Annotated in this window: 22 protein-coding genes; 17 read left to right on the top strand and 5 right to left on the bottom strand. The window is 28.2% G+C overall.

The window, feature by feature from the left end; genetic code table 11:
• The first annotated feature begins 1 nt into the window (after position 1).
• The 14 genes from ACN5J4_RS04875 to rfbB all read left to right on the top strand — a co-directional run bounded on the left by ACN5J4_RS04875 (position 2) and on the right by rfbB (position 13,777).
• Positions 2–1,285, top strand: a complete 1,284-nt coding sequence (locus ACN5J4_RS04875) for a nucleotide sugar dehydrogenase (RefSeq protein WP_418651008.1) — start codon at positions 2–4, stop codon at positions 1,283–1,285.
• A 6-nt stretch (positions 1,286–1,291) separates the two neighbouring features.
• Entirely contained in the window at positions 1,292–2,728 is a 1,437-nt protein-coding gene (locus tag ACN5J4_RS04870) for a lipopolysaccharide biosynthesis protein (RefSeq protein ID WP_418651007.1), read from the top strand.
• Between the two features lie 75 nt (positions 2,729–2,803).
• Positions 2,804–3,247, top strand: a complete 444-nt coding sequence (locus ACN5J4_RS04865; protein WP_418651006.1) for an acyltransferase — start codon at positions 2,804–2,806, stop codon at positions 3,245–3,247.
• A 222-nt stretch (positions 3,248–3,469) separates the two neighbouring features.
• Positions 3,470–4,462 carry a hypothetical protein gene (locus ACN5J4_RS04860; RefSeq protein WP_418651005.1) on the top strand — a complete coding sequence of 331 codons (993 nt, stop codon included), beginning with the start codon at positions 3,470–3,472 and terminating at the stop codon, positions 4,460–4,462.
• A gap of 51 nt (positions 4,463–4,513) precedes the next feature.
• Positions 4,514–5,656 carry a glycosyltransferase gene (locus tag ACN5J4_RS04855; protein ID WP_418651004.1) on the top strand — a complete coding sequence of 381 codons (1,143 nt, stop codon included), beginning with the start codon at positions 4,514–4,516 and terminating at the stop codon, positions 5,654–5,656.
• A complete protein-coding gene (locus ACN5J4_RS04850; RefSeq protein WP_418651003.1) occupies positions 5,646–6,800 on the top strand; it encodes a glycosyltransferase family 4 protein in 1,155 nt (384 codons plus the stop codon). The genes ACN5J4_RS04855 and ACN5J4_RS04850 overlap by 11 nt, the downstream gene beginning before the upstream one ends.
• A gap of 12 nt (positions 6,801–6,812) precedes the next feature.
• Complete coding sequence (locus ACN5J4_RS04845) at positions 6,813–7,421, top strand: sugar transferase (RefSeq protein ID WP_418651002.1); 609 nt, start codon at positions 6,813–6,815, stop codon at positions 7,419–7,421.
• Complete coding sequence (locus ACN5J4_RS04840; RefSeq protein ID WP_418651001.1) at positions 7,421–7,960, top strand: GNAT family N-acetyltransferase; 540 nt, start codon at positions 7,421–7,423, stop codon at positions 7,958–7,960. Before ACN5J4_RS04845 ends, ACN5J4_RS04840 begins: the two co-directional genes overlap by 1 nt.
• Positions 7,950–8,855, top strand: a complete 906-nt coding sequence (locus ACN5J4_RS04835; RefSeq protein WP_418651000.1) for a 1-aminocyclopropane-1-carboxylate deaminase/D-cysteine desulfhydrase — start codon at positions 7,950–7,952, stop codon at positions 8,853–8,855. The genes ACN5J4_RS04840 and ACN5J4_RS04835 overlap by 11 nt, the downstream gene beginning before the upstream one ends.
• A gap of 4 nt (positions 8,856–8,859) precedes the next feature.
• A complete protein-coding gene (locus ACN5J4_RS04830) occupies positions 8,860–9,879 on the top strand; it encodes an ATP-grasp domain-containing protein (RefSeq protein ID WP_418650999.1) in 1,020 nt (339 codons plus the stop codon).
• 7 nt (positions 9,880–9,886) lie between these two features.
• On the top strand, positions 9,887–11,023 hold the full coding sequence (locus tag ACN5J4_RS04825; protein ID WP_418650998.1) for a DegT/DnrJ/EryC1/StrS family aminotransferase: 1,137 nt from the start codon (positions 9,887–9,889) through the stop codon (positions 11,021–11,023).
• A 94-nt stretch (positions 11,024–11,117) separates the two neighbouring features.
• Positions 11,118–11,996, top strand: coding sequence for a glucose-1-phosphate thymidylyltransferase RfbA (rfbA, locus tag ACN5J4_RS04820; RefSeq protein WP_418650997.1), 879 nt, complete (start codon positions 11,118–11,120; stop codon positions 11,994–11,996).
• An 11-nt stretch (positions 11,997–12,007) separates the two neighbouring features.
• On the top strand, positions 12,008–12,568 hold the full coding sequence (rfbC, locus tag ACN5J4_RS04815) for a dTDP-4-dehydrorhamnose 3,5-epimerase (protein WP_418650996.1): 561 nt from the start codon (positions 12,008–12,010) through the stop codon (positions 12,566–12,568).
• 192 nt (positions 12,569–12,760) lie between these two features.
• On the top strand, positions 12,761–13,777 hold the full coding sequence (rfbB, locus tag ACN5J4_RS04810) for a dTDP-glucose 4,6-dehydratase (protein ID WP_418650995.1): 1,017 nt from the start codon (positions 12,761–12,763) through the stop codon (positions 13,775–13,777).
• A gap of 231 nt (positions 13,778–14,008) precedes the next feature.
• Here rfbB and ACN5J4_RS04805 read toward each other — a convergent pair whose 3' ends face one another.
• From ACN5J4_RS04805 to porV, 4 genes are all read right to left on the bottom strand, one after another.
• A complete protein-coding gene (locus ACN5J4_RS04805) occupies positions 14,009–15,868 on the bottom strand; it encodes a LysM peptidoglycan-binding domain-containing protein (RefSeq protein ID WP_418650994.1) in 1,860 nt (619 codons plus the stop codon).
• A gap of 20 nt (positions 15,869–15,888) precedes the next feature.
• Positions 15,889–17,424 (bottom strand): glutamine-hydrolyzing GMP synthase, encoded by a 1,536-nt coding sequence (guaA, locus tag ACN5J4_RS04800; protein ID WP_418650993.1) that lies wholly within the window; start codon positions 17,422–17,424, stop codon positions 15,889–15,891.
• Positions 17,425–17,486: 62 nt separating this feature from the next.
• The gene (locus ACN5J4_RS04795) at positions 17,487–18,551 is read right to left on the bottom strand and encodes a 3-oxoacyl-ACP synthase III family protein (RefSeq protein ID WP_418650992.1); all 1,065 of its coding nucleotides are present in this window, start codon (positions 18,549–18,551) and stop codon (positions 17,487–17,489) included.
• 315 nt (positions 18,552–18,866) lie between these two features.
• Positions 18,867–19,931, bottom strand: a complete 1,065-nt coding sequence (porV, locus tag ACN5J4_RS04790; RefSeq protein ID WP_418650991.1) for a type IX secretion system outer membrane channel protein PorV — start codon at positions 19,929–19,931, stop codon at positions 18,867–18,869.
• A gap of 348 nt (positions 19,932–20,279) precedes the next feature.
• Between porV and gldJ the strand changes: the two genes are divergently transcribed.
• From gldJ to ACN5J4_RS04775, 3 genes are all read left to right on the top strand, one after another.
• A complete protein-coding gene (gldJ, locus tag ACN5J4_RS04785; RefSeq protein ID WP_418650990.1) occupies positions 20,280–21,998 on the top strand; it encodes a gliding motility lipoprotein GldJ in 1,719 nt (572 codons plus the stop codon).
• A 60-nt stretch (positions 21,999–22,058) separates the two neighbouring features.
• Positions 22,059–23,312: a UDP-N-acetylmuramoyl-tripeptide--D-alanyl-D-alanine ligase gene (locus tag ACN5J4_RS04780; RefSeq protein ID WP_418650989.1), complete on the top strand. Its 1,254-nt coding sequence runs from the start codon at positions 22,059–22,061 to the stop codon at positions 23,310–23,312.
• 84 nt (positions 23,313–23,396) lie between these two features.
• Positions 23,397–24,131, top strand: coding sequence for a tyrosine-protein phosphatase (locus tag ACN5J4_RS04775; protein WP_418650988.1), 735 nt, complete (start codon positions 23,397–23,399; stop codon positions 24,129–24,131).
• Between the two features lie 43 nt (positions 24,132–24,174).
• Here ACN5J4_RS04775 and ACN5J4_RS04770 read toward each other — a convergent pair whose 3' ends face one another.
• Positions 24,175–26,553, bottom strand: coding sequence for a GumC family protein (locus tag ACN5J4_RS04770; protein ID WP_418650987.1), 2,379 nt, complete (start codon positions 26,551–26,553; stop codon positions 24,175–24,177).
• Positions 26,554–26,559: the final 6 nt, after the last annotated feature.

The raw sequence follows: 26,559 nt of genomic DNA, 5'->3' as shown, positions 1-26,559 counted from the left end.
GATGAACAAGAGAATTGCAGTTATAGGTTTAGGATATGTAGGGTTGCCATTAGCAAGGTTATTTGCTACAAAATATCCTGTAGTTGGCTTTGATATTAATCAAGCTAGAGTTTCTGATTTAAATAATGGGCATGACGACACTTTAGAGGTTTCAGATGAATTATTACAATCTGCATTAATAAAAGAAAATCCATTTAAGTTAAATAATAAAGGACTATTATGTTCTGCTAGTGTTGATGATATTAAAGATGCTAATGTATATGTTGTAACCGTTCCAACTCCTGTAGATAAAAATAATAGACCTATTTTAACACCTCTTGTAAAAGCAAGTGAAACAATAGGTAAAGTTTTAAAAAAAGGTGATATTGTAGTGTATGAATCTACTGTTTACCCTGGGGCAACAGAAGAAGAGTGTATTCCTGTATTAGAAAAAGTTTCTGGAATGAAATTTAATCAAGATTTTTTTGCAGGATATTCTCCTGAAAGAATTAATCCGGGAGATAAAGAGCATACCGTTGAAAAAATATTAAAAGTAACCTCAGGTTCTACACCAGAAATAGGTGAAATAGTTGACGGAATATATAAATCGGTAATTACAGCAGGTACACACTTGGCACCAACAATTAAAGTTGCCGAAGCGGCGAAAGTAATTGAAAATTCACAAAGAGATATTAATATCGCTTTTGTAAATGAATTGGCAAAGATATTCAATTTAATGGATATTGATACCCATGCTGTTTTAGAGGCAGCAGGTACAAAATGGAATTTTTTGCCTTTTAAACCAGGTTTAGTTGGTGGACACTGTATTGGTGTTGACCCTTATTATTTAGCTCAAAAAGCACAAGAGTTTGGGTATCATCCAGAAATTATTTTGGCTGGAAGAAGATTGAATGATTCTATGGGGAAATATGTAGCTGAACAGGTGGTTAAAACCATGATTAAAAAAGATATTCCTGTAAACAAAGCAGATGTATTAATGTTAGGAATTACTTTTAAAGAAAATTGCCCTGATGTTCGTAATACAAAAATTGTAGATGTAATTACAGCCTTAGAAGATTTTGGAATGAAAGTAACCACGTACGACCCTTGGGCAAACCCTGTTGAAGTGAAGCATGAGTACGGTATGGACAGTAGTCAACAATTACCTCAAAAAGAATTTAGTGCTATTGTTTTAGGTGTTGCACATAATGAATTCAAAGACTTAGATTTATCTGAACTTAAAAAAGAAAAAGCTATAGTGTATGACGTTAAAGGGGTGTTAGAAAATAGAGATTGTAGGTTATAATAATTTATGAGTAGTTTAAAGAACAGTATATTTTGGTCTCTTTTTGGGCAATTAGGCTATTCGGTCATAGCGTTAATAGCTAATATATTATTTGTTAGGGTTTTATCTCCAAAAGATTTCGGAGTAATAGGTATCGCTATGTTTTTTATAGGTGTTTCTAATGTGTTGGTAGAAAGTGGTATAGGTGGGGCTTTAATTCGTAAGAATAATGTTTCAGAAAAAGATTATTCAACAGTTTTTTTACTAAACCTTGGTATTAGTATTTTTCTAATGCTGGCATTGTTATTGTCTGCTAATTTTATTGCAAGTTTTTATAACTTGCCTGAATTAAAACATATTTTATGGATACTTAGTTCTTTATTAATTATAAATTCTTTGACAATTATTAATAGAGTTAAATTAGTGAAAGAGATGAAGTTTAAAGAGTTAGGTGTTTTTAAATTTGTTTCTTTTTTTATAGCTTCAACCATAGCATTATATTTAGCTTATTATAAGAGTTTCGGTATTTGGTCAGTTTTAATTATGCAGGTTTTATCTGCAGCTTTGTTTATGGTTATATTGTGGTTTAAACAAGGAAGGTTAAAGAAAGTAGTTTTTTCTAAAAAATCATTTAAAGAAGTATTTTCTTTTGGTGCTTTTACAACACTATCTTCTATTTTAGATGCGGCGTTTAATAATATTTATGAACTTATTTTAGGTAAGTATTTTAATGTTACTTCTGTTGGTTTTTATTACCAAGCTAAAACACTTTATCAAGCCCCTGACGTTATATCTAAAAATATTATTTTACAGGTTTTTTATAGTCATTTGAGTGCTATTCAAGATGATAGAGAGAGGTTTAATTTAAGTTTTATTAATGTATCTAAAAATACAGCATTAATTATTGGCTTTGTTTTTTCTTTAATTTATATCTATTCTGAACATATTATTATAATTTTATATGGTGAAGAATGGATTAAAACAGGTTTTTTTCTTAAAATGATTCTTATATATGGTTTCTTCTCTTTACAAGAAATGGTAAATAGGAATATTTTTAAAATATATAATCAAACGCATAAAATATTTTATCTAGAGTTATTTAAAAAAAGTGTACAATTAATAACTATTTTCATTGGTATTTATTATCTTAATATAGAAGTTTTGTTGTATGGATTTATCTTAACATCTATTGTTAGTTACTTTACTAATTCATATTTTTCTTTGAAAATGATATCTCTTGATATGAAACTATTTTTTTGTAATATATTAAAAATTGTTTTTTCTATTACTATATCTGTTTTTATATTTTGTACTTGCCTGAATATGATTTTTGATAAAGTTAAATACGTAGCTTTTTTGTTGGCTCCATTATTTATTATTGTTTATATTATTCCAATTAAACTGTTTAAAATTACTGATTCTATAACTTTATTTTCATTAAAGAGAATGCTAAAAATAAAATAAAAAATGTTAAATAAAATATTTAATTTTTGTGTAAAGAAAATTTGGTCAAGTGAGAAATATGCTCGATATGTAGGTGTGAAAATCGGAACAGGTTGCTCTATTGCGACTAAGTATTTTGGATCCGAGCCTTATTTAATTGAATTAGGTAATCATGTTCAAATTACAAATGACGTTAAGTTTTTTAATCATGGTGCGGCATGGGTTCTTCGAGAGAAATACCCTAAGATGGATTTTTTTGGGAAAATCAGAATAGGCAACAATGTTTATATAGGCAACAATGCATTAATATTACCAGGAGTTACAATTGGTGATAATGTTATTGTTGCTGCAGGTTCTGTAGTTACTAAGAGTATTCCTAATGGTTCTATTGTTGGAGGAAATCCTTCAAAAATTATAGGAACAACATTAGATTTTGAACAGAGGGTGGTAAAGTATAATTTAAATATTAAAGATCTTTCATATCAAGCCAAAAAATCTTTTTTAATGACCACAGATGAGGAATTATTCATGAACAAATAACTATTTAATATGTTCTTTTTATTAGTAAGTTTTTTTTTGACTTTTTATTTTCTTTTATACAGAAGAATTGTAGATTTTTTTTTTATAGGGTTTATATCTACTTTTTTATTCTTTCTTTCTCTTGTTTTTGGTGATATAAGCGGACCACTAGGTTACAGTGTTTTAGAAGTTTCTTGGCATTTACATTTTGTGTATTTTATGATATGTTTTTTTTTGTTTTTTTTGTCAAATTTTTTCGATAAAAGACATGGTTCTGAAATTGTATTAGCTAAGCAGGAGATTGTGAAGTATTTAGAAAATGAAAGAATTATACCTGTTTTATTTATTGGTTTAGCTATTTTTAGTTTTGATATTAGTTATTTAGAGGGGTTTTATTTAACCGAGAATTTAGGGATTAAAATTCAATTATTTTCTGTCTCAATCTTATACTTAGCTGTTTATTTAATTAAAAAAGAGTTAATTTACAAGTTTATGTCAATAGGACTTATTCTATTCTCTGTTAGATTAGGTGATAGGACTATTTTAGCGTTATTTTTTTGTATTTATGCATTTTTGGTTTTTTATCGTAAAAAGAAAATATCTGTGGGAAAAGTATTTAAAATGAGTTTTTTTGGTATAACAGGTCTTTTTTTAATTGTTATTTCAAAAAGAATTTATTCATATTTACTTGTAAGTGATATTTCAACGCTTTTTTATTTTATAGCTAACGGAGGTATTGATTTTAATGCAGTTAGAAAAGGAATGGAGTTTTTATCTACTCAATACATTTTTCAAGCTATTGTTGATAATCAATATTATGTAGGTGTAGAGCATTTTTTTTATTCATTTTTAGCATTATTACCTATTCCTTTAAGTGCTTTTGATTATAGTAGTTCAATGTATAATACTTTGTTTCAAAATGATTTATTTCCAGGTTTAACCTACAGGATGGCTTTTAATCCTTGGGCAGAAGGTTACTCTTACTTTGGTTTTTCAGGACTAATTATAATGCCGCTAATTTATGTTGTTATGATTTATAAAGGACAGTCTTGGTTTTGTAAAACAAAAATATTTCCCATAAAAATTTTCTTACTCACTTTTTTAGCTTTGTCATCTTTTTATTTTCATCGGAACTCTTTAGGTACCCATTTCGCTTTTACCAGGAATTTTTTATATCCAATTTTAGTATTTGTTTTTTTAAAATCTATTTTACCAATGTTTCGTAAATCAAATTAATAGTAGATTATTTATAGTTTTAGTTAAATATCAAAATATATTAAATAAAGTATGATGAAAAATAAAATATCGATAATCACTATGTCAATGGGAAGTGGTGGTGCAGAAAAAGTTATTAGTCTTTTGTTAAAAAAAATGATTAATGATTATGAAGTTCATTTATTTTTATTTTATAATAAGATTCATTATCCAATACCAAAAGAAGTACATGTAACATATGTTTATAATGATAGTAATAATAGTTTTTTTGATAAAATTACGAGTCCTTTCATTGTGTTTAAAAAATATTTAAAATATTTAGAAATTAATAATATTGATACATCGATATCTTTTTTATTTAGACCAAATATTGTAAACGGGTACATAAAAAAAAGAATACCAAATATTAAGGTAGTTATGAGTGAAAGAAATTTTCCTTCAAAAGAATATGGTAGTTCCATTGCTCGTAAAAATATTTCGAAATTTTTTATAAAAAAAATATATAACAAAGCTGATATTTTATTTTCTAACTCTAAATATATTAATCAAGATTTAGAAGATAATTTTGGAGTTATGATAGATAAATATATAATATATAATCCTATAACTTTACCCAAAGATATTTTAAATCAAACAGTAGTGCCAATTGATAAAAAAATAAAAATAGTTACTGTAGGTAGGTTTGAGCCAGTTAAAAATCATTTTCTATTATTAAATTTATTTAAGCAACAGTTTGATTTTAATTTAACAATTATTGGAGATGGGAGATTAAGAAAGGAATATGAAAAATTTATATTAGAATCTAAAATAGATAATAAAATTTTTTTACCAGGAAGCTCTAAAACGGTTTTAAAGGATTTATTAAATTATGATATATTTGTTTTAAGTTCTAATTCTGAGGGTTTTCCAAATGTATTGTTAGAGGCTATGAGTGTTGGACTTCCCGTTATTGCTACTAATTGTCTTTCTGGTCCATTAGAATTATTAAATAATGGAAAAAAAATAAGTTTTATTAATAAAGGAGATTTTTATAAAGCCAAATATGGAATATTAATAAATGTAAATGATATTGTTGCTTTAAAAAAAGCCTTGCTTTTTTTATCAAATAACCCTAACGAATATTTATATTTTTCGCAAAAATCATTAAATAGATCAAACGACTTCAATTTACCTGTTATTTACAAACAATTTATAAATTTATTAAATGAAAAATAATTCTATAAAGATAATTAGAACTACTACTGTGCCTCAGTCATTCAATTTACTTAAAGGGCAGTTAAAATTTTTAAATGGATATTATAATGTTATTGCCGTTTCAGGAAAGGGAGAGTCTTTAGAAAATACTAAAAATAGAGAGGGAGTTAAAGCAATTTCAGTTGATATGGAAAGAAGGATTTCTCCTATTAAAGATTTTATTTCTTTAGTTAAATTATGTTTTTTATTTAAAAGAGAAAAACCAACAATAATACATTCTATAACCCCTAAGGCTGGTTTATTATCTATGCTAGCGGGTAAAATTGTAGGAGTACCTATTAGGATGCATACATTTACAGGGCTTATTTTTCCTACGAAGGTTGGATTAATGCAAAAGCTACTTGTAAAAACAGATAAAATATTATGTTGGGCTTCTACAAATGTATACCCTGAAGGGTTAGGTGTTAAGGAGGATTTAATAAACTATAATATTACAGATAAACCATTAAAAGTAATAGCTAATGGAAATGTTAATGGGATCGATATAGATTTCTTTAATCCAGATCATATTTCGCTTTGCAGTACAAAAAAAATAAAAGATTCTCTTAATATAAATCTAAAAGATTTTGTTTTTATATTTGTAGGACGTTTAGTAAGTGATAAAGGGATTAATGAATTAGTATCATCATTTAAAGAGCTAATTGATACAGGAAATACAAATATTAAGTTGTTGCTTGTTGGTGAAGAAGAGCGTGATTTAGATCCTTTAGAAGAGCAAACTATTATAGAAATAGAAAACAATCCTAATATTATAGCAGTTGGTTATCAAAAAGATGTTCGTCCTTATTTTGCAATATCAAATGTATTGGCTTTTCCAAGTTATAGAGAAGGATTTCCTAATGTTGTTATACAAGCCGGAGCAATGGGAGTCCCTTCTATTGTAAGTAATATTAATGGATGTAATGAGATAATAGTAGAAGGTGAAAATGGAATTATCGTTCCTGTAAAAAATACAAAGAAATTTAAATTAGCTATGAAAGAGCTAGTTGATAACTCAATCTTATATAAAGAATTAAAAAATAATTGTAGAAATATGATAATAAATCGTTATGAGCAAAAATTTGTTTGGAATGAATTATTAGAAGAGTATAAAAGATTATTATAATAAATAAATATTATGTACAAAGTTTTTTTTAAAAGAATATTAGATTTCATCTTAGCATTTTTAGGGCTATTAGTTTTAAGTCCTATATTTTTAGTTGTTTTAGTTTTTTTATCTATAGCTAATTCTGGAAAACCTTTTTTTTTACAGCGTAGACCAGGTAAGAATGAAAGAATTTTCACAATAATTAAATTTAAATCAATGAATGATAAATGTGATAAGTATGGAAATTTATTATCTGATTCCGAACGTTTAACTCCTGTTGGAGCATTTGTTCGTAAAACATCTTTAGATGAAATTCCACAACTAATAAATGTTCTAAAAGGAGATATGAGTTTAATAGGTCCCCGTCCTTTATTAGTAAACTATTTGCCATATTATAAAGAAAGAGAGAAATTAAGGCATACTGTTAAACCAGGTATAACTGGTTGGGCTCAAGTTAATGGTAGAAATACAATAAATTGGGATGAGCGCTTAGAATTAGATGCGCAATATGTAGAAAAAATATCATTTAGTAAAGATCTTAAAATATTATTAAGTACTATTATGAATATTATAAATAGAAAAGATATAGTGATTATACCAGGTCAGTTATTTACAACATTAGATAAATATAGAAGTTAATGAAAATAATACCAAAGAGATTTAGTTCTTTAGAAATTGAAAGTCGGGTTAATTGGATCAATGATAAGCGTATTAATAAAACTATGTTTTTTAACTTGCCTGCATCAGTAGAGGATACAAAAAAATGGTACTTATATAATTTAAATAATAATAGCAGGATAGATTTCAGTTTTTTTAATGAAAAAGGTATTATAATCGCTATGGGTGGATTTACAGGTATTAATAATTTACATCAAAATGCTGAGTTTTATGTAATGGTTAATCCTGATAGACAAGGTATGGGGATTGGTAAGTTAGTTTCATTATGGATGTATAATTATGCTTATTCAATTCTAAAATTAAATAAGATTTTTTTATATACTAATGATGATAATATTGCTGCTTACAGCATATATCAAAAAGCAGGATTTACTTTAGAAGGTGTTTTAAAAAATCATAAATGGAAAGATGGAAAATTTCATAATAGAAGAATTTATGGACTTTTAAAATCAGAATGGGATAAGTTACCTTGGAAAGAAAAAATACAAAATGATGTTTAAAAAGGTAGATTCATTAACAAATAATTTAAGGATTTTTCGTGATGATTTATATCCTTTTTTAGGTGGAGGAAATAAAGGTAGAAAAATGGAGGCTATTGCGAAAGATATTTTTTCTAAAAAAGCAAAAGCTTTGGTAACAACAGGTGGTATCCAATCTAACCATTGTAGGGCAGTATCTGTTTTTGCAGCAGAAAATAAAATGGACTGTACACTTGTACTTCATGGTTCTAAGGAAGAATTTGGAAAGCAATCAGGAAATGCTAAAATTATGCGTCTTTCAGGAGCAGATATAGTTTTTGTAGATGAGGCTAGTCAAATAGGTTCTATGATGGATATAGCAATGGAACAATATAAAGAAAAAAAATCTAAGCCATATTATATATGGGGTGGAGGACATACCTTAGAAGGTGGTTTATCTTATATAAAGGTAGTAAAAGAACTTAAACAATATTGTGAAAAAAATAATTGGTTTCCGAAGTATATTTTTCATGCTTCAGGAACTGGCTCTACTCAATCGGGTTTATTAGCAGGGTTAGATAAGTATGGTTTCAATACAACAAAAGTTGTAGGGATTTCAGTTGCTAGGAATTCAAATCAAGCTACAGAAATTGTTAGCAAATTTTATGAAAAATTGTGTCAAAACTACAATATCAATTGTACAAACAAAGAAATAATAGTTTTAGATAACTATTTAATGGGGGGATATGAAAAATATAATTCCGAATTAAAAAAGCTATGTATAAATTCTATAAAAGATTATGGTTTTACTTTAGATACCTGTTACACAGGTAAAGCTTTTTATGGAATGTTAGATTATATAAAAAAAAATAACATTAACGATAATGATATTCTATTTTGGCATACAGGAGGAATATTTAATTTTTTAGCAGAATAATATTATGAATATACTTTTTACCTGTGCAGGTCGTAGAAATTACCTTATAAATTATTTCAAAGAAGCTTTATGTGATAAAGGAGTTGTGTTTGCTGCTGATATGCAAGCAACAGCACCAGCTTTAATAGATGCTGATAAAGCTATTATAGCACCATCAATTTATGATAAAGATTATATTGATTTTATTATAGATAAAGTAAAAGAAAATAATATTAAGGCAGTTATTTCATTAAATGATTTAGAGTTGCCTATTTTTTCCTCAAATAAAGATAGATTTTTAGAGTTAGGTGTAGTACCTATTGTCTCAAATTCAGAAGTTATTAATATAGCTTTTGATAAATGGAAAACGTTTAAATTTTTAGAAGAAAACGGTTTGAAAACACCTAAAACTTATATAGAGCTAGCTAAAGCTAAAGAAGCTTTAGCTAAAGGAAAACTAAAGTATCCTGTAGTTGTTAAGCCAAGATGGGGAAGTGGTTCAATAGCTGTAGATTTTGCTCAGGATGAAGAGGAACTTAATTTAATATATCAACTTCAGACTAATAAATTAAAGAAAAGCATACTCGCAACGGCAAGTAAGGAAGATTTAAATAGAGCAATATTAATACAAGAAAAAATCAAGGGAATTGAATATGGTATGGATGTTTTAAACGATCTTAAAGGTAATTACTATAATACTTTTGTTAGAGAGAAGTTGTCAATGAGATCTGGAGAGACAGATAAAGCGGTGTCTATAATAAACAAAAAAATATCTAATATAGGGCGTATTATTGGAGAAAAATTAAAGCATATTGGAAATCTTGATTGTGATGTTTTCTCAGATGGAAAGTCTTTTTATGTATTAGAATTAAACCCTAGGTTTGGAGGAGGTTATCCATTTTCACATGAGGCTGGGATTAATACACCAGCTATATACTTAGATTGGCTTTCAGGACTAAAGGATGTAGATAAGCATAATAATTACAAAGCTGGTATTGCTTTTGCTAAATGTGACAGATTATTAAATATAACAAAATCATTATAATTTTATTATGAAAAATAAAATTTGGCTTTCTTCTCCACACATGGGAGGTTCAGAACAAAAATATGTGCAAGAAGCATTTGATACCAATTGGATAGCACCACTTGGACCAAATGTAAACGGATTTGAAAAAGATTTAGAAAATTATATCGGTGAAAATTCAAATGTTGCTTGTTTAGTTTCAGGAACATCTGCAATACATTTAGCTTTAATATTATCAGAAGTTGGCTTAAATGATGACGTTATTTGTCAGAGTATGACATTTTCAGCATCGGCAAATCCTATAAAATATCAAGGTGCAAACCCTGTTTTTATTGATAGTGAAAAAGATACTTGGAATATGTGTCCGATAGCACTAGAAGAAGCTATTGAAAAAGGGATATCAAAAGGTAAAAAACCAAAAGCTATTATTGTAGTTCATTTATATGGAATGCCTGCAAAAATGGATGAAATTTTAGTAATTTCAAAAAAATATGGTATTTCTTTAATTGAAGATGCTGCAGAAGCATTAGGAGCTACTTATAAAGGTCAAAAATGTGGAACTTTTGGCGATTTTGGAATATTATCGTTTAACGGAAATAAAATTATTACCACATCAGGAGGTGGTGCTTTAGTTTGTAAATCAGAAAAAAACAAACAAAAAGCCATCTTTTTAGCAACCCAAGCAAGAGATGATGCCCCACATTATCAACATTCTGAAGTAGGTTATAATTACAGAATGAGTAATGTTGTTGCAGGTATTGGTAGAGGGCAGATGGAAGTTTTAGATAAACATATCGGTTATCGAAGAGCTAACAATGAGTTTTATCAAGGTTTATTTAAAAATATTGAAGGGATAACTGTTTTTAAAGAACCAACTAAAGATTATTATTCAAATCATTGGTTAAGTGCCATTATTGTTGATGAAACTATCACAGGGTTTTCTAGAGAAGATTTAAGATTAAGTTTATTAGAAGATAATATAGAGTCTCGTCCTTTATGGAAGCCAATGCATTTGCAACCTGTTTTTGAAAATACGGATTATTACGGAACTGATGTATCAGAAAAATTATTTAATGATGGATTATGTTTGCCTTCAGGTTCTAATTTAATAGCTGATGATAGAAACAGAATTCAAGAAGCTGTACATAAATTATTGAAAAAATAATTACTAAAAAAATAGAAATAAAGTATATAAAAAATAAGCTCAAGGTAATTCTTGAGCTTATTTTTTATAAATTAGACGATATTATCATAAAAAAATGAAAGGCATAATTTTAGCAGGCGGATCAGGAACACGCTTATATCCGATAACAAAAGGCGTATCAAAACAATTACTTCCTGTATACGATAAACCGATGATTTATTATCCATTATCGGTTTTGATGCTTGCGGGAATCAAAGAAATTCTTATTATTTCAACACCTAATGATTTACCTAATTTCAAAAAATTATTAGGCGATGGAACTGATTTAGGAATAACGTTAAGTTATGCCGAGCAACCATCTCCTGATGGATTAGCACAAGCATTTATTATTGGAGAAAAATTTATAGCAAATGATCATGTTTGCTTGATTTTAGGAGATAACATTTTTTATGGTCACGGATTGCCAGAAATGTTAGCCTCAGCAATTAATAATGTTCAAAATGATAAAAAAGCAACTATTTTCGGTTATTATGTAAAAGATGCAAAACGTTACGGAGTTGTTGATTTTGATGATAAAGGTAACGCAATATCAATTATTGAAAAACCTGAAAATCCGAAGTCAAATTATGCAGTTGTTGGACTTTATTTTTATCCTAATAATGTTATCAAAATGGCAAAAAAAGTAGTTCCTTCAGAAAGAGGTGAGCTAGAAATAACGTCTGTAAATCAACAGTATTTAGAAGATAAGCAACTAAAAGTTGAACTTATGGGACGTGGTTTCGCTTGGTTAGATACAGGTACACACGATTCGTTATTAGAGGCAAGTCAGTTTATTGAAACCATCGAAAAACGACAGGGTTTAAAAGTAGCTTGTTTAGAAGAAATCGCTTTATATATGGGCTATATTTCTAAAGAAAAAGTACGAGAACTCGCCGAACCTTTAAAAAAGAATGGCTACGGACAGTATTTATTAAATTTAGTAAAAAATAATTAATAAAAAGTCTAATGAAGTTTATCAAAACTGCGATTCCTGAAGTTGTAATTATTGAACCAACAATTTTTAAAGATGAAAGAGGTTATTTTTATGAATCGTTTAGTCAAGAAAAATTTGATGCCAATATTGGTAAAAATATAGAGACGACTAATTTTATTCAAGATAACGAATCAAAATCTACTTTTGGCGTTTTAAGAGGTTTACATTTTCAAAAACCACCCTTTGCACAAGCAAAATTAGTGCGATGTAACAAAGGTAAAGTACTGGATGTTGTAGTTGATTTAAGAAAAAAATCACCAACTTACGGTAAACACGTTAGCGTTTTTTTATCTGAAGAAAATAAAAAACAATTATTTGTTCCAAGAGGTTTTGCTCATGGTTTTGTAGTTTTATCAGAAGAAGCTATTTTTTCATATAAGGTAGATAATATATATGCACCCGCACATGAAGATGGTATTTTATGGAATGATAAAACACTTAATATCGATTGGAATATCAGCCAAGAAAAAATAATTTTATCAGCAAAAGATGCGCTTTTGTTAACCTTTAAAAACTTTAATTCGCCTTTTTAATTTAATACTAATTTACTTATTAAAACCCATATTAGAAATAGCACTGAATTTATTTCATATTCAGATTTATCATAATTAAGCGATGCTAAAATTAATTCCACATGACAGATAGTTATATCAAAGCTAAATTGATATAATTATTGTAAATTTCACAATTGTTTTATTATTAATTATCATAATTAACATTTATTAATGAAAAGTATTTTAATTACAGGAGGGGCAGGATTTATAGGTTCACATGTTGTTCGATTATTTTCAAATAAATACCCAACATATCAAATTATTAATTTAGATGCCTTAACCTATGCAGGAAATCTTGATAATTTAATAGATGTTCAAAGTAATTCAAACTATACATTTATAAAAGGAAATATTTGTGATCAAGTTCTAGTCAAAAATATTTTTCAAGATTATAATATAGATGCAGTAATTCATTTAGCTGCAGAATCGCATGTTGATCGTTCTATTTCTGACCCGTTTTCATTTGTAAAAACCAATGTTTTTGGAACTTTAAATTTGTTAGAAACCGCCAAAAATAGTTGGGAAAATAATTTTGAAGATAAGTTATTTTATCACATTTCTACTGATGAGGTATACGGAAGTTTACAACAAACAGGTTTTTTTACAGAACAAACAGCTTACAATCCTCACTCACCATACTCAGCATCAAAAGCATCTTCTGATCATTTTGTAAGAGCATTTCATGATACTTATGGTTTACCAATAATAATTTCTAATTGTTCTAATAATTATGGCCCAAATCAATTTCCTGAAAAATTAATACCGCTTTTTATTAATAATATAATTAATAAAAAGCCATTACCTGTTTACGGGAAAGGAGAAAATATTAGAGATTGGCTCTATGTTAAAGATCATGTAATAGCTATAGATTTAATTTTTCATAACGGTAAAATTTCAGAAACTTATAATGTAGGTGGTGATAATGAATGGACTAATATCGATTTAGTAAAGTTGTTAGTTAAAGAGGTTGATATTGCATTAAAAAATGAAGTAGGAGCTTCAAACAATTTAATAACATATGTTGCTGATAGGGCAGGCCATGATTATCGTTACGCAATTGATGCGTCAAAACTTAAAAATAATCTAGGATGGTCTCCTTCATTACAATTTGAAGATGGTATTAAAAAAACAATTCAATGGTATTTGAACAATCAAAAATGGATAACAGCTATTGCTATGAGAAAGTAATTAAATTATTTAAATAGTACTATTTTTTTTAATGAGTTTTACTAGTTAAATATTTGAAATTCTGTCTCGTTTGTGCACTCACTCTCTTCCGAATAGCTCAAATAAATGCTACAATAGGGGCGCATTTCTATTAATTTTGAGCTAATACTCAAATCTATTTAAAAAAAACATCAATATTTATACGATTAAATAAAAAAGAGCAAATTTTAAATTTGCTCTTTTTTTATAACACTATTTAAGTCTAGTTAAACTGAGGTCTTTATTATATTTTATTATAAATAAACCGTTGTTGCTAGTACTACCAAAAGTTTTTTTATGGTAATCAAATTTATTTTCTAAACGAAGTGATACGCCTTCTTTAAAAGTGTCTATAAGATCTTTACCTGAAGCTAGTCTCATTAAAATATCATAGGTAATATCAAAACCTTTAATAGCATAATCAGAAGGAATTGTATTATTTAACTTGTAGTATTTCTTATTAAAAGCTGTTACATTAATAGATGAGTCATCTGTAAAGGAATTTGAAACAAAACTAAAATTAACACTAGCTAGTTTATTGTTTTCTATTTTATCATAAGCTTTGTTTTTTTCAACAGCAAAAACTTGCACATTTATATCATCAGGTATACCAATCATACTATTTAAAACATCAGCTATAGCTACATTATTATCAGAAGTAATAATAACCCAGTTATTTTTTTTAGAAGTCATATTATTAGTAAAACGTATTTTTTTTATGTATCCTTTCTCAGGTTTTAAAACATGAACTTTTTCAATAAGGTTGAAGCTTTTTAATTGGGAAACGATTTTTGTGATTTTTTCATTTGAGTCAGTGTCACCATCACCAACTACAAAAATTTGTTGGCCATTATAATTTTCTTTTAAATAGGATATTAAATAATTAGTATATTTTTTTTTGTCTGGAGCTGTTTTAATAATTTTTGTATCCGAAAAATTATTTTGATTACCTGAAAAATGAGGAAAAACAACAGGAGCTTTTACTTTATTCACAATAATTTCTGCTTTGTCAGAATAGAAAGGACCAATAATAACATCGGTTTCGTCTAATTTATTTTCAGCTAAAATAGTCGTAATATTATTACCTCTATTACCTGTGTCAAAAACAGTAGTGTTAATAAAAACCCCTTGTTTTTTTATAGAATCAATAGCTATTTTAGAGCCTAAATAAAAATCAGTAACCATATTTGCTAAGATAGCTGAATTATTATGTTCTTTGCTAAATATTTTTTCGGCACTTGAAGAGTAGTATTCTTTTGCTTTAAAAGGAAGTAAAATAGCTAAGTTAATAACTGTGTTTTCTGCTATCTTATCTTTGTAAAATGCGTAATTTTCATTTTCGCTAACTTCTTCAATGGGTTTTATTTTTAATAATTGACCAACTGATAATTCATTGTCTTTTATAGCAGGATATTCAGGGTTTAATTTAATTAAGTTATCCTTGCTAATATTATAAAAACGAGTTAAGCTATAAACCGTTTCTTTACTTTTAACTGTGTGAGTCAAAAAGTTTTCATTAACCGTTTCTTTATCAATAGCTATTGTTTTAGTTATTTCTTTTACTTTTAATACCTGTCCAACACTTAATACATTATTTTTGATTTCAGGGAAATTAGTATTCCATTTAATTAAATCATTTTTAGATATGTTATATTTTTTAGTAATTCGATAAACAGTTTCACTAGCTTCTACGGTATGAGTTTCATATTCGTATATTGTTTGTTTAAAAACTGTTTTTTCAGGATTATCGTCCGAGTCTTCGAAATCGTTATCAGTTAATTGTTCTTTGTCAGCTTCGTTAATAACATCTTTCGAGTTATTGTTGTTTTTAGAAGAAGAAGTTGCTTTTTTAGTTTCAGGGTTTGGAATTATAATAACCGTGTTTTCTACTGGTCGTCTACCTACATCCGGATTTAAACGTAGTAAATCCTTTGTTTTTAAATCCAATCGAGTAGCAATGTCGCGCATTGTTTCTCCTTTTTGAACTTTATAAGACACGTAGCGCTTTTGTTGCCCACAAGAAACCGCAAAGGTTAAAATGCAAATTAAAAGTAAAAATTGTAACTTCTTCATCTATTTTTTATTATCAGAATTTATTCCCATTCAATTGTAGCAGGCGGCTTAGAGCTTATATCGTATACAACTCTGTTAACCCCTTTTACATTATTTATTATTTTGTTTGATGTTTTTTGTAAAAATTCATAAGGTAAATTTACCCAGTCAGCAGTCATACCATCAGTACTTTCAACAGCACGTAATGCTACTACTTTTTCATACGTTCTTTCATCTCCCATAACACCAACAGAGTTTACTGGTAATAATATAGCTCCTGCTTGCCATACTTTATTATATAAACCATCTTCTTTTAATCCGTTGATAAAAACAGCATCTACTTCTTGTAATATACGTACTTTTTCTTCGGTAATATCACCTAAAATACGAATAGCCAATCCAGGACCAGGAAAAGGATGACGACCTAATAAATCTTTATCAATACCCATAGAAGCTCCTACACGACGAACTTCATCTTTAAAAATCATTCGTAAAGGCTCTACTATTTTTAATTTCATAAAGTCAGGTAAACCACCTACATTATGATGACTTTTAATAGTTGCTGATGGACCTCCGTTTACAGAAACAGATTCAATTACATCAGGATAAATAGTTCCTTGTGCTAACCATTTAGCATCATCAATTTGGTTTGCTTCATCATCAAAAACATCAATAAAAACTTTACCAATAGCTTTACGTTTTTCTTCAGGATCACTCAATCCTGCAAGTTCATTCATAAAACGTGCCGAAGCATCAACACCTTTTACATTTAACCCCATACCTTCGTATTGTTTTAATACATCGGTATATTCATTTTTACGTAATAAACCATTGTTAACAAAAATACAGTGTAAGTTTGCACCAATTGCTTTGTGTAATAATACTGCAGCTACTGTAGAGTCTACACCACCAGATAATCCTAAAACCACTTTGTCATTTCCTACTGTTGCTTTAATATTAGCAACTGTTTCATCAACAAATGAATCTGGTGTCCAAGTTTGTGCTACTTCTGCAATATCTACTAAGAAGTTTTGTAATAATTGTTTTCCGTCAGTAGAGTGGTATACTTCTGGGTGAAATTGTATAGCGTATGTTGATTCGTCTTCAATTTTATAAGCAGCATTTTCTACATCATTTGTGCTTGCTAATAAAGTTCCGTTAGTTGGTAAGTTTTTAATAGTATCTGAATGACTCATCCAAACTTGACTTCCTATTGAAATTCCTTTAAAGAAATTATCTCCTTCTTTAACAAAAGATAAGTTAGCTCTACCATATTCTCGTGTGTTTGAAGGCGCTACTAAACCACCTGAAAAGTGTGCTAAGTATTGCGCTCCATAACAAACAGCTAATAAAGGTTTTTTACCTCTAATTTCTGATAAATCAGGGTGTAAAACCCCTTCTGCACGAACAGAGTTTGGGCTACCTGAAAGTATTACGGCTTTAAAATCGTTTAAGTTTGTAGGAATTTTGTTATACGGATGAATTTCACAGTATATGTTTAATTCTCTAACACGGCGTGCAATAAGTTGTGTATATTGCGATCCGAAATCTAAAATAAGTACGTTGTGTTGTTGCATGCGCAAAAATAGTACTTAGATTTTAGATTTTAAGTATTTGATTTTAGATTTTTTTAAGTTTTTTAATACCGGTATGTAATTGCATTTATATTCATGCCTGATCCTACAGAGGCTAACATAATAACATCTCCTTTTTTTACCTCTTGGTTTTTGATATTTCCTTTTAAAACTAAATCTAATAAAGTGGGTACGGTTGCTACCGAGCTATTACCTAGTTCATGTATTGTCATTGGTGTAATTCCTTGAGGAACTGATTTTTTATGAAGTTTATAAAAACGTTTAATAATAGCATCATCCATTTTTTCATTTGCTTGGTGGATAAATATTTTTTTAACTTCATCAATTGAAACACCGCTTTTGTCAAGTACTGTTTTCATTGCTTCGGGTACGTTTTTTAATGCAAATTCGTAAATTTTTCGACCATGCATTTTGATATAACGAGTATCTTTATTTAAGTTTTTATTAAAAGATTTTCCGAAAAATAAGAAATAAGCTTCTTCCTTGGTAAAGGTTTGTGTGGTGTGGCTTAAAATACCGCTATTACTACCTTCTTTTTCTTCTAAAACACAAGCTCCAGCTCCGTCACTATAAATCATTGAATCACGGTCATAGTTATCAACAACCCTTGATAATGTTTCACTTCCAATAACTAAACATTTTTTAGCAATACCTGCTTTAATAAATGCTTGCGCCTGAATAACACCTTCAACCCATCCAGGACAACCAAATAAAATATCATAAGCTACACAATTAGGGTTTTCTATTTGAAGTAAATGCTTTACACGACTAGCTAAACTAGGTAGCATATCACTTTGAATAGCTCCTTTTTTTACATCCCCAAAATTATGAGCAAATATAATATAGTCTAAGTTTTCAGGGTTTATATTAGCGCTTTTTATAGCTTCTTTAGCAGCTAAGTACCCTAAATCAGATGAGGTATAATCATTTTTAGCATATCTACGTTTTTCAATACCTGTTATTGATTTAAACTTTTCAATAATTACAGCATTGCTGTCGCTAAAAGAACTTCCATCAGCATTTAAAAACAAATTTTGTAAAAATTGATTATTTTCTTTTTTTATTGATGGAATATATGAGCCTGTTCCTGTGATTACTGCTGATGTCATTATGTTATTTTTGAATTAAAATATATAAGTAACGTTTTTTTATTAAATAAAGTAGACTATTATATTTATTATGTTTTATAGCGCTTTAAAATATATAAAAAGTGGGTTGTATTTTGTTTCATTAATGTAAACCTACAAATATCTATTGTTAAAACAAAAAAAAAAGTTATGCTTTTTTAAGTATTATAAGTGTTGCTTATTTAGCTCTTTATTTTATGTTTTTACTTTAATAATTTGATTTTGGGTTAAATGTTAAACAAAAAAACAGCCTAGCTAGGCTGTTTTTTTGTTTAACATTTTAAATATAGCTGCTTTTTAATAATTATCATATATTTCTCCTAAATCAAATGATAATGAAAAGCGGAGTGTGCTTTCTAAAGGATTATTAATTGCTGAGGTGTTTATTAAGTATGATAAATCTAAGGTAAAAGCTTTTGCTTTAAAACCTGTTCCAAGGGTTAAAAACTGTCTTTGACCATTGCTTTCACTCTCATGAAAGTAACCAGCTCTAAGAGCGAATGCATTATTATATAAATATTCTGAACCTAAAGCCCAAGTTGTTTCTTTTAAGCCTGTATTTCCAAAAGAACTAAACATTCCATCTATCCATCCTTTTTCAGAGCTGGCTTCGTTTGAAGGAACTAATAATTTAGTAAATTCTAAATTAAGGCCTACAATATTATTGCTGTCTAATACAAAATCAAATCCTCCACCTATTTTAGCATTTGTGGGAATAAAATTTTCTTGACCAGGAGTGTATTCTACTTTAGGACCAATGTTAGCTATATTAAATCCTAAGCGATATCGGCCGTTAAAATTCCCATAATTTTGTTCGTCTGATTGGTAATAACCAGAAATATCTACAGCAAAAGCGTTAACGGCTTTTGTATTACTATCATTAATGTCAAGGTTTGAATTAATGTATTTTAAACCAATACCCATTGAAAATTTTTCACTCAGTTTCATAGAATATATTCCTGAAATGGCAAATTCACTAGGGTTCTCAGTACCAGTTCCTATACCATCTTGATCTGTCAATTCAACTTCACCTAGCGAAAAATATTTAATATCTACACCCCAAGCAGCATTTTCTTTAAACCTGTTAACATAAGAAATGTTTCCTACAAAAATATCATCCGTTAGGTTGCGTAGCCACGGAGTATAATTTAAACCGATACTTACTTTGTTTTGATTAAAAGCTGTTTTTGCAGGATTATGAAAAATAGAAAAAGCATCCGCAGATGTTGCTACACCTACATCACCCATTGCTCCAGCACGAGCATCTGATGATATTAAAAGAAAAGGAGTTGCTGTTGTAGTTTGCGCTTTGGTCTGAATTACGAAAAAAGCAAAAAGCAAAAAATAGGATAATTTTTTCATGTAAATAATTGATTATTTATTTTAGCAAATATAAAGTAATATTAAAAAAAAACTAGTGCAAGTTAATTTAAATACTTTATATTTAACGAGAAAAATAGATATATAGTATATGCTGTTTGATAAAATATATAGTATATAAAAACAGTTTTTTACTTTTGAATTATAAAAAGATTAAATTTTTATGTTAAATATTTAATCTTTTTCTTAGTTTCGTAATACTAAACGTAATAAATGGTCGTTTATAATGATGCTAGAGTAAGCTTCTTAATATTTCAATATTATAAGTAAATAGTTGTAAGGAGTTAGAAATATTGTAAATTGCGCCAGCCTTAAAATAGTTAAAAATACATGAAAAGTACGTTAAAATTATTTAGTTTATTGGTAATCACTGGATTATTGGTTGTTTCTTGTAAGAGTAACAGTAGTGGTCGTTCAAGTAAATCTTCATTAACAGGTTGGAACTTTAATGACCCTAATTATGGTGGATACATTAAAGGAGAAGATAAAAAAGGGAAAGATACACCTCCTGGCATGGTACATATTGAAGGTGGTAGCTTTACTATGGGGTTAGTACAGGATGATGTAATGTTTGATTGGAATACTACACCAAAGAAAATGCATGTTCGCTCTTTTTACATGGATGAAACAGAGGTTACTAACGCAGAATATGGTTTGTTTATGCAATATACCAAAGATGTTTTTCCTCCAGAAGAACCTCAGTTTAAAAATATTTATCAATCGGTTCTTCCAGATACTTTAGTATGGAGAAAAGGTTTGGGTAATACAAATTTATTATCAGAAAGCTACTTAAGACATCCTTCATATGCTGAATATCCAGTTGTTGGGGTTAGTTGGTTACAGGCTAATAAGTACTGTAAATGGCGTACTAATGCCGTGAATTTAAAAATATTAATGGATAAAGGTGTTATTAAAAATATTTTTAAAGAAGATTCTTTGAGTTTTAAAGGAAAAAATAATTTTGATACGGATACTTATTTAACTAATCCTTATGCTTTGTTCGATGGAGATTCAACAATTTATAAGAAAGGAATTCCAGTTCCAAGAAAAAAAGGTGATCCAAAGCCAGAAAAAGATGAGTTTTCAGGAAGACAGGTAACATCTTCTGATGGTATTTTAGCTCAAAAATTTAGACTACCAACAGAGGTTGAATGGGAGTATGCAGCTAAAGCTATTTTTGAAAATCGTGAATATAATAATATTCGAGGAAGAAAAAAATATGCATGGAATGGAAAATACACACGTGATAGAGATAAGAGAAGAAGAGGTGATCAGTTAGGAAATTTTAAGCAAGGAAAGGGAGATTATAGTGGTATTGCAGGTTGGAGTAGTGATGGCTCAGATATTCCTAATGCTGCAGCTAGTTATCCACCTAATGCATTTGGTTTATTTGACATGTCAGGAAATGTTGCTGAATGGGTACAAGATGTGTATAGACCTATAATTGATTCAGAAGCCAATGATTTTAATTATTTTAGGGGTAATATTTTCACAAAAAAACTAATAGATGAAAATGGTAAAGTAGTTATAATAGGTGATGAATTTGGAGAGATAGAATATGATACTTTAGAGAATGGAAGAATTGTACCTAAAGATTTACCTGGGAGTGTTAAGTTTATTCCTATTACAAAGGAAGATACTTATATGAGAAGGAATTATAAATTAGCAGATAATTCAAGTGTTGGTGATGGTGATCAAGCATCTTCTAAGAATTATGAATTAGATAAAGATCAGTTAGCTGGTTCTTCAAGAATGTATAATTCTCCTCAAAAACCTGAAGCTGAAAGAGATTCACTAGGTAATGTTGTAGATAATTATAAATATGACTCTAAAAGAAGAACAACTTTAGTAAGTGATAAATCTAGAGTTTATAAAGGAGGTTCGTGGGCAGATAGAGAATATTGGTTAGATCCTGCTCAAAGAAGATATTTTCCCGAATATATGGCTACAAACTTTATTGGTTTTAGATGTGCTACTGATAAAATGGGTCCTATGATGTTAAATAAAAGAAAAACCGCAACACCAAAGTTTTCTAGTAAAAAAAGATAAAAGGCATTTTTATATATAAAAACCTCATTGAATTTCAATGGGGTTTTTTATTTTTACAATATGAATATAGAAGATTTATATAGTTTGTACATTCAACACGGTTTAGTTGATATAGATACAAGGGTTATTAGAAATAATACTATTTTTTTTGCTTTAAAAGGAAGTAATTTTAATGGTAATAAATTTGCTGATGAGGCACTGCAATTAGGTGCTAAATTCTCAATAGTTGATGAAATTGAATTTAAAACTTCAGATAAAATAATTTTTGTAAAAAATGTATTAGACACACTCCAACAATTAGCAAACTATCACCGCATAATGTTAGGTATACCAATAATAGCATTAACAGGTAGTAATGGTAAAACTACTACAAAAGAACTTATAAAGTCTGTGCTATCTACCAAGTATCATGTTACAGCTACAGAAGGGAATTTAAACAATCATATAGGGGTTCCTTTAACATTACTATCAATGACTCAGGATACCGAAATAGGTATAGTTGAAATGGGGGCTAACCACCAGAATGAAATAGCTTTTTTGTCAGATATTGTATGTCCTGATTTTGGCTATATTACTAATTTTGGAAGTGCACATTTAGAAGGGTTTGGTTCTATAGAAGGTGTTGTTAAAGGTAAGTGTGAATTATATGATTTTTTGATTAGAAATAATAAAAAAATTTTTGTTAATCAGCATGATTTAATTCAGTTAGATAAGACAAAGAAAGCTGACGTTATTTTATTTAATGATTCAATACAATTTATAGAAGCAAACCCTTTTGTTAAATTATCTTTCAACACAAAACTATTACAAAGCAATTTAATTGGTAAGTATAATTTTTATAACATTGTAGCTGCTATTACTATTGGTGAATATTTTAATATTTCAGTCGATAATACTAAAATAGCTATTGAGGAATATGTACCGTTAAATAATCGTTCTCAGATAATTACGACTAAATTTAACAAAGTAATTTTAGACGCTTATAACGCTAATCCAACTAGTATGGAATTAGCACTAGATAGCTTTTATAAAATAGAGGCAAAACATAAAACTATTATTCTTGGAGACATGTTTGAGTTAGGTGTTTATAGTTTGAAAGAGCATCAAAAAATTGTCAATTTAGCCACAGGTTTTAATTTTGATAATTTATTTTTTGTTGGAGAGAATTTTTGTAAAACAAAATCCCCCCATATTAAATTTACTAACTTTATTGAGTGCAAAAATTATTTTTTACAAAATCCTATAAAAGATAATTTTATTTTAATAAAAGGTTCTAGGGGTATGGCTTTAGAAAGAATTGTAGAATTTTGTTAAAAGAATATAAAAAGGTTTACAATTTCTAATTTTTTTTAAAAAAGTTATTAATGTAAATTAGCACTAAATAAGAGATTTATATACATGCTATTTTTAAATAAAAAAATTGAGTTAAATGAGTTTTTTCCAGAAGGTTTTGTTGATATTCATTCACACTTATTGCCAGGCATTGATGATGGAGCTAAGGATTTAAAGACATCTATATCATTGATTTCTAAAATGTATTCTTTTGGTATAAAAAACATTATTACTACGCCCCACGTTTTAGGTGATGTATATCCTAATTCATCTCAATTAATAAAAATAAAATTAGAAGAGGTAAGGCGAGAGTTAAAAAAGGAAGGCTTTAAAGACTTGAAAATTAATGCAGCAGCTGAATATATGATGGATGAGCAATTTTTAATTTTATTAAATAAAGGTGATGTTTTAACCTTAAAAGATAACTATATACTTGTAGAGATGTCATATTTTAATGCTCCTTATAATTTATATGATATATTATTCGAGATACAATTAAAAGGATTTAAACCTGTATTAGCTCATCCTGAGCGCTACAATTTTTTTCATAATGATATTAATAACTTTTATAAATTGAAAAAAGCAGGTTGTGTATTTCAGTTAAATTTATTATCTCTGACAGAACAATATGGAAAAGGTGTTAAAAAAATAGCAAGAACATTAATCCAAGAAAATATGTATGATTTTGTAGGGACAGATACACATCATCATAATCATTTAAAATTATTAAATAAAATAGGGAATAAAAAAATAAAAAAGCAGATAACTCATTTATTGGATAATAATAAAAGATTTGTATAATAAAAAAGGGAGCTTTTATAAAGCTCCCTTTTTTATTGTACAGTTAAAACATTTTTCTGTACCAAGGTTTTTTGTTATTTTCTTGTAGCCCATAACCATAACCATAACCATAACCATAACCGTAACCGTAGCCATAACCACGGTTTAGATCTGTATCATTCAATACAATTGCTAAATTAGGTAATTTCTTATCGGTGTATAAACTTTGAGGTACAACTAACATCCTTTTATCTAAATAATTTGCTCTAGCTACATATAAAATCATATCAGCATACTTAGCAATTAGTAAAGTATCTGTCACTAAGTTAACAGGTGCGGTATCAACAATTATATAATCATAATCAGCTTCTAATTCATTAAAAATAGTACTTATTTTATCAGACATTAATAATTCTGCAGGGTTAGGAGGTATAGCTCCAGATGATATAATGTCTAGATTAGGAATTTCATTAATATTAAATTTTAAAGAATCAAGATTAATATCTTCATTCGTAATAAAATTAGTAATTCCTTTTCTGTCAGCCATTTCAAGATACTCTGTAATTTTAGGTGCTCTTAAATCCATACCAGCTAAGACTACCTTTTTTCCAGATAAAGATAAAGAAGCTGCTAAATTAATTGACATAAATGACTTTCCCTCTCCACTTGTTGTTGATGTTATAAAAATTGTTTTTCCTTTATTGCTCTCCTTTTGAGGTAGCATAAAGTTTAAATTGGTTCTTATTAGTCTAAAAGCTTCAGCAGTACTTGAACGAGCACTTGAGTTTATTACTATTTTTTCTTTTGTTTCAGAGTGAGGAATATCTCCTAAAAAAGGTATAGTTGTAAGTTCTTCAATATCTCTTTTTGTATGTACTTTTGTGTCTAATATATCTCTAATATATATAATAATAAAAGGAATTATTAAACCTAGCAATATAGCCGCTAAATATATGATTTTTCTTTTAGGACTAACAGGGTTATTAGAGCCATAAGCTTTGTCTATTATTTTGGCATTTGGAACGGCTGTTGCTGTTAATGATATAGCTGTTTCTTCTTTTTTCTTTAATAAATAAGAATATAATCCAGCTATAATTTCTTGCTGACGTGCAATATCTAAAAATTGTCTTTCTTTAGCAGGTATTGCTGAAATTTTTGAAGTAAATCTACTCGACTCACTTTGTAGGCTATTTACCTTTATTTGCAGTAGTTTAACAGTATTTTGTAAACTCCTTTTTAATGAATTTTTGAGGTTAAAAATATTTTCTTGAACTTCTATAAGGATGATATTTTTTTCTCCTGCGCTTTTTTCTAAACGTTTTAGTTGTGTAATAAGGTTATTATACTTTGATATAGAGCTACCTATATTAACGTCAGATAAACCAAGGTTTGAAGGTAAATAATCATTATTGTCTAATTCTTTGTTTAATAACTTAGCTAAACTCAATTCAGTAGAAGCTTGTATAAGTGTTTTGCGGTTTTCTGTATTCGTTTTAAGGGTTAGTTGAGCTTCTGATTGAATATCTGTTATATTATTCTTGTCTTTAAATTTTTCGACATCATCATCTAATTTCCCCAATTCTTTTCCTATATTTTCTAGGCGTTCTTTTATAAAGTCATTAGTTTTTTTCGACACATCTTTTTTATCAGTAATTGCGTCCTCATTATACTGTATAACAAGTTCGTCTAGAATGTCTTCAGCTTTCTCTTTGATAGGGTGTTGAAGAGATAGTTTTAAAACACTTGATTTTTTACTTATAGAAGATATTGATATACTTTTTTTATACAAATCAATAACTTTACTAACAGGTCTAATAGCTATTTTTATTTTTTTATCAATAAAAGCATTCGTAAAATGACTTTGCTTAGTTATTTTAAAGGCTCCTAAATTTGAATTACTAATAATAGTATCAAATGAATTTTCTGAAATGAATTTTCCTTCTTTATCAAAAAGATTAAATTTTTTATCCGATAAAAGTTGAAGATTAAAAACAGTATCTAATTTTTGAAAATTTTCAGACAACGAATCAATAGGTATAAATAATATAGGATTTAGGTTATATATTTCATTTTCCTTAATTCGTCCTTCAGCCATATAAATAACGTTTAGATGTAATTTATTAATGACATCATGTATAAGTTTTCTTGACCTAATAATTTCTATTTCATTATCAATATTTTTGCCAGAACCTCCTACAATTCCTAAATCTTCAAAAGCAGCAAGACCATCAGATAAGCCCCCCTTCTTATCATTCTTAATTAAAATAGTAGTTGATGCGCTATATTTTTGAGTACTATAACGTAAATATAAAAAAGCAAGAGTTAAAGATAAGAAGATACCTAAAAGAAACCATTTCCAATGAATTAAATACTTTTCTAACTCTGCTCTTAAGTTAATAGTATTGTTTTCATCTAGCGTTGAAGAATGTTGATTTTCAATCATGTTAAA

This window comes from Tenacibaculum aestuariivivum, assembly GCF_964507685.1.
In the GTDB taxonomy this organism is placed as follows: Bacteria; Bacteroidota; Bacteroidia; order Flavobacteriales; family Flavobacteriaceae; genus Polaribacter; species Polaribacter aestuariivivum.
The sequence above is the reverse complement of the archived record's forward strand: the minus strand, read 5'-3'. Positions and strand labels throughout refer to the sequence as shown.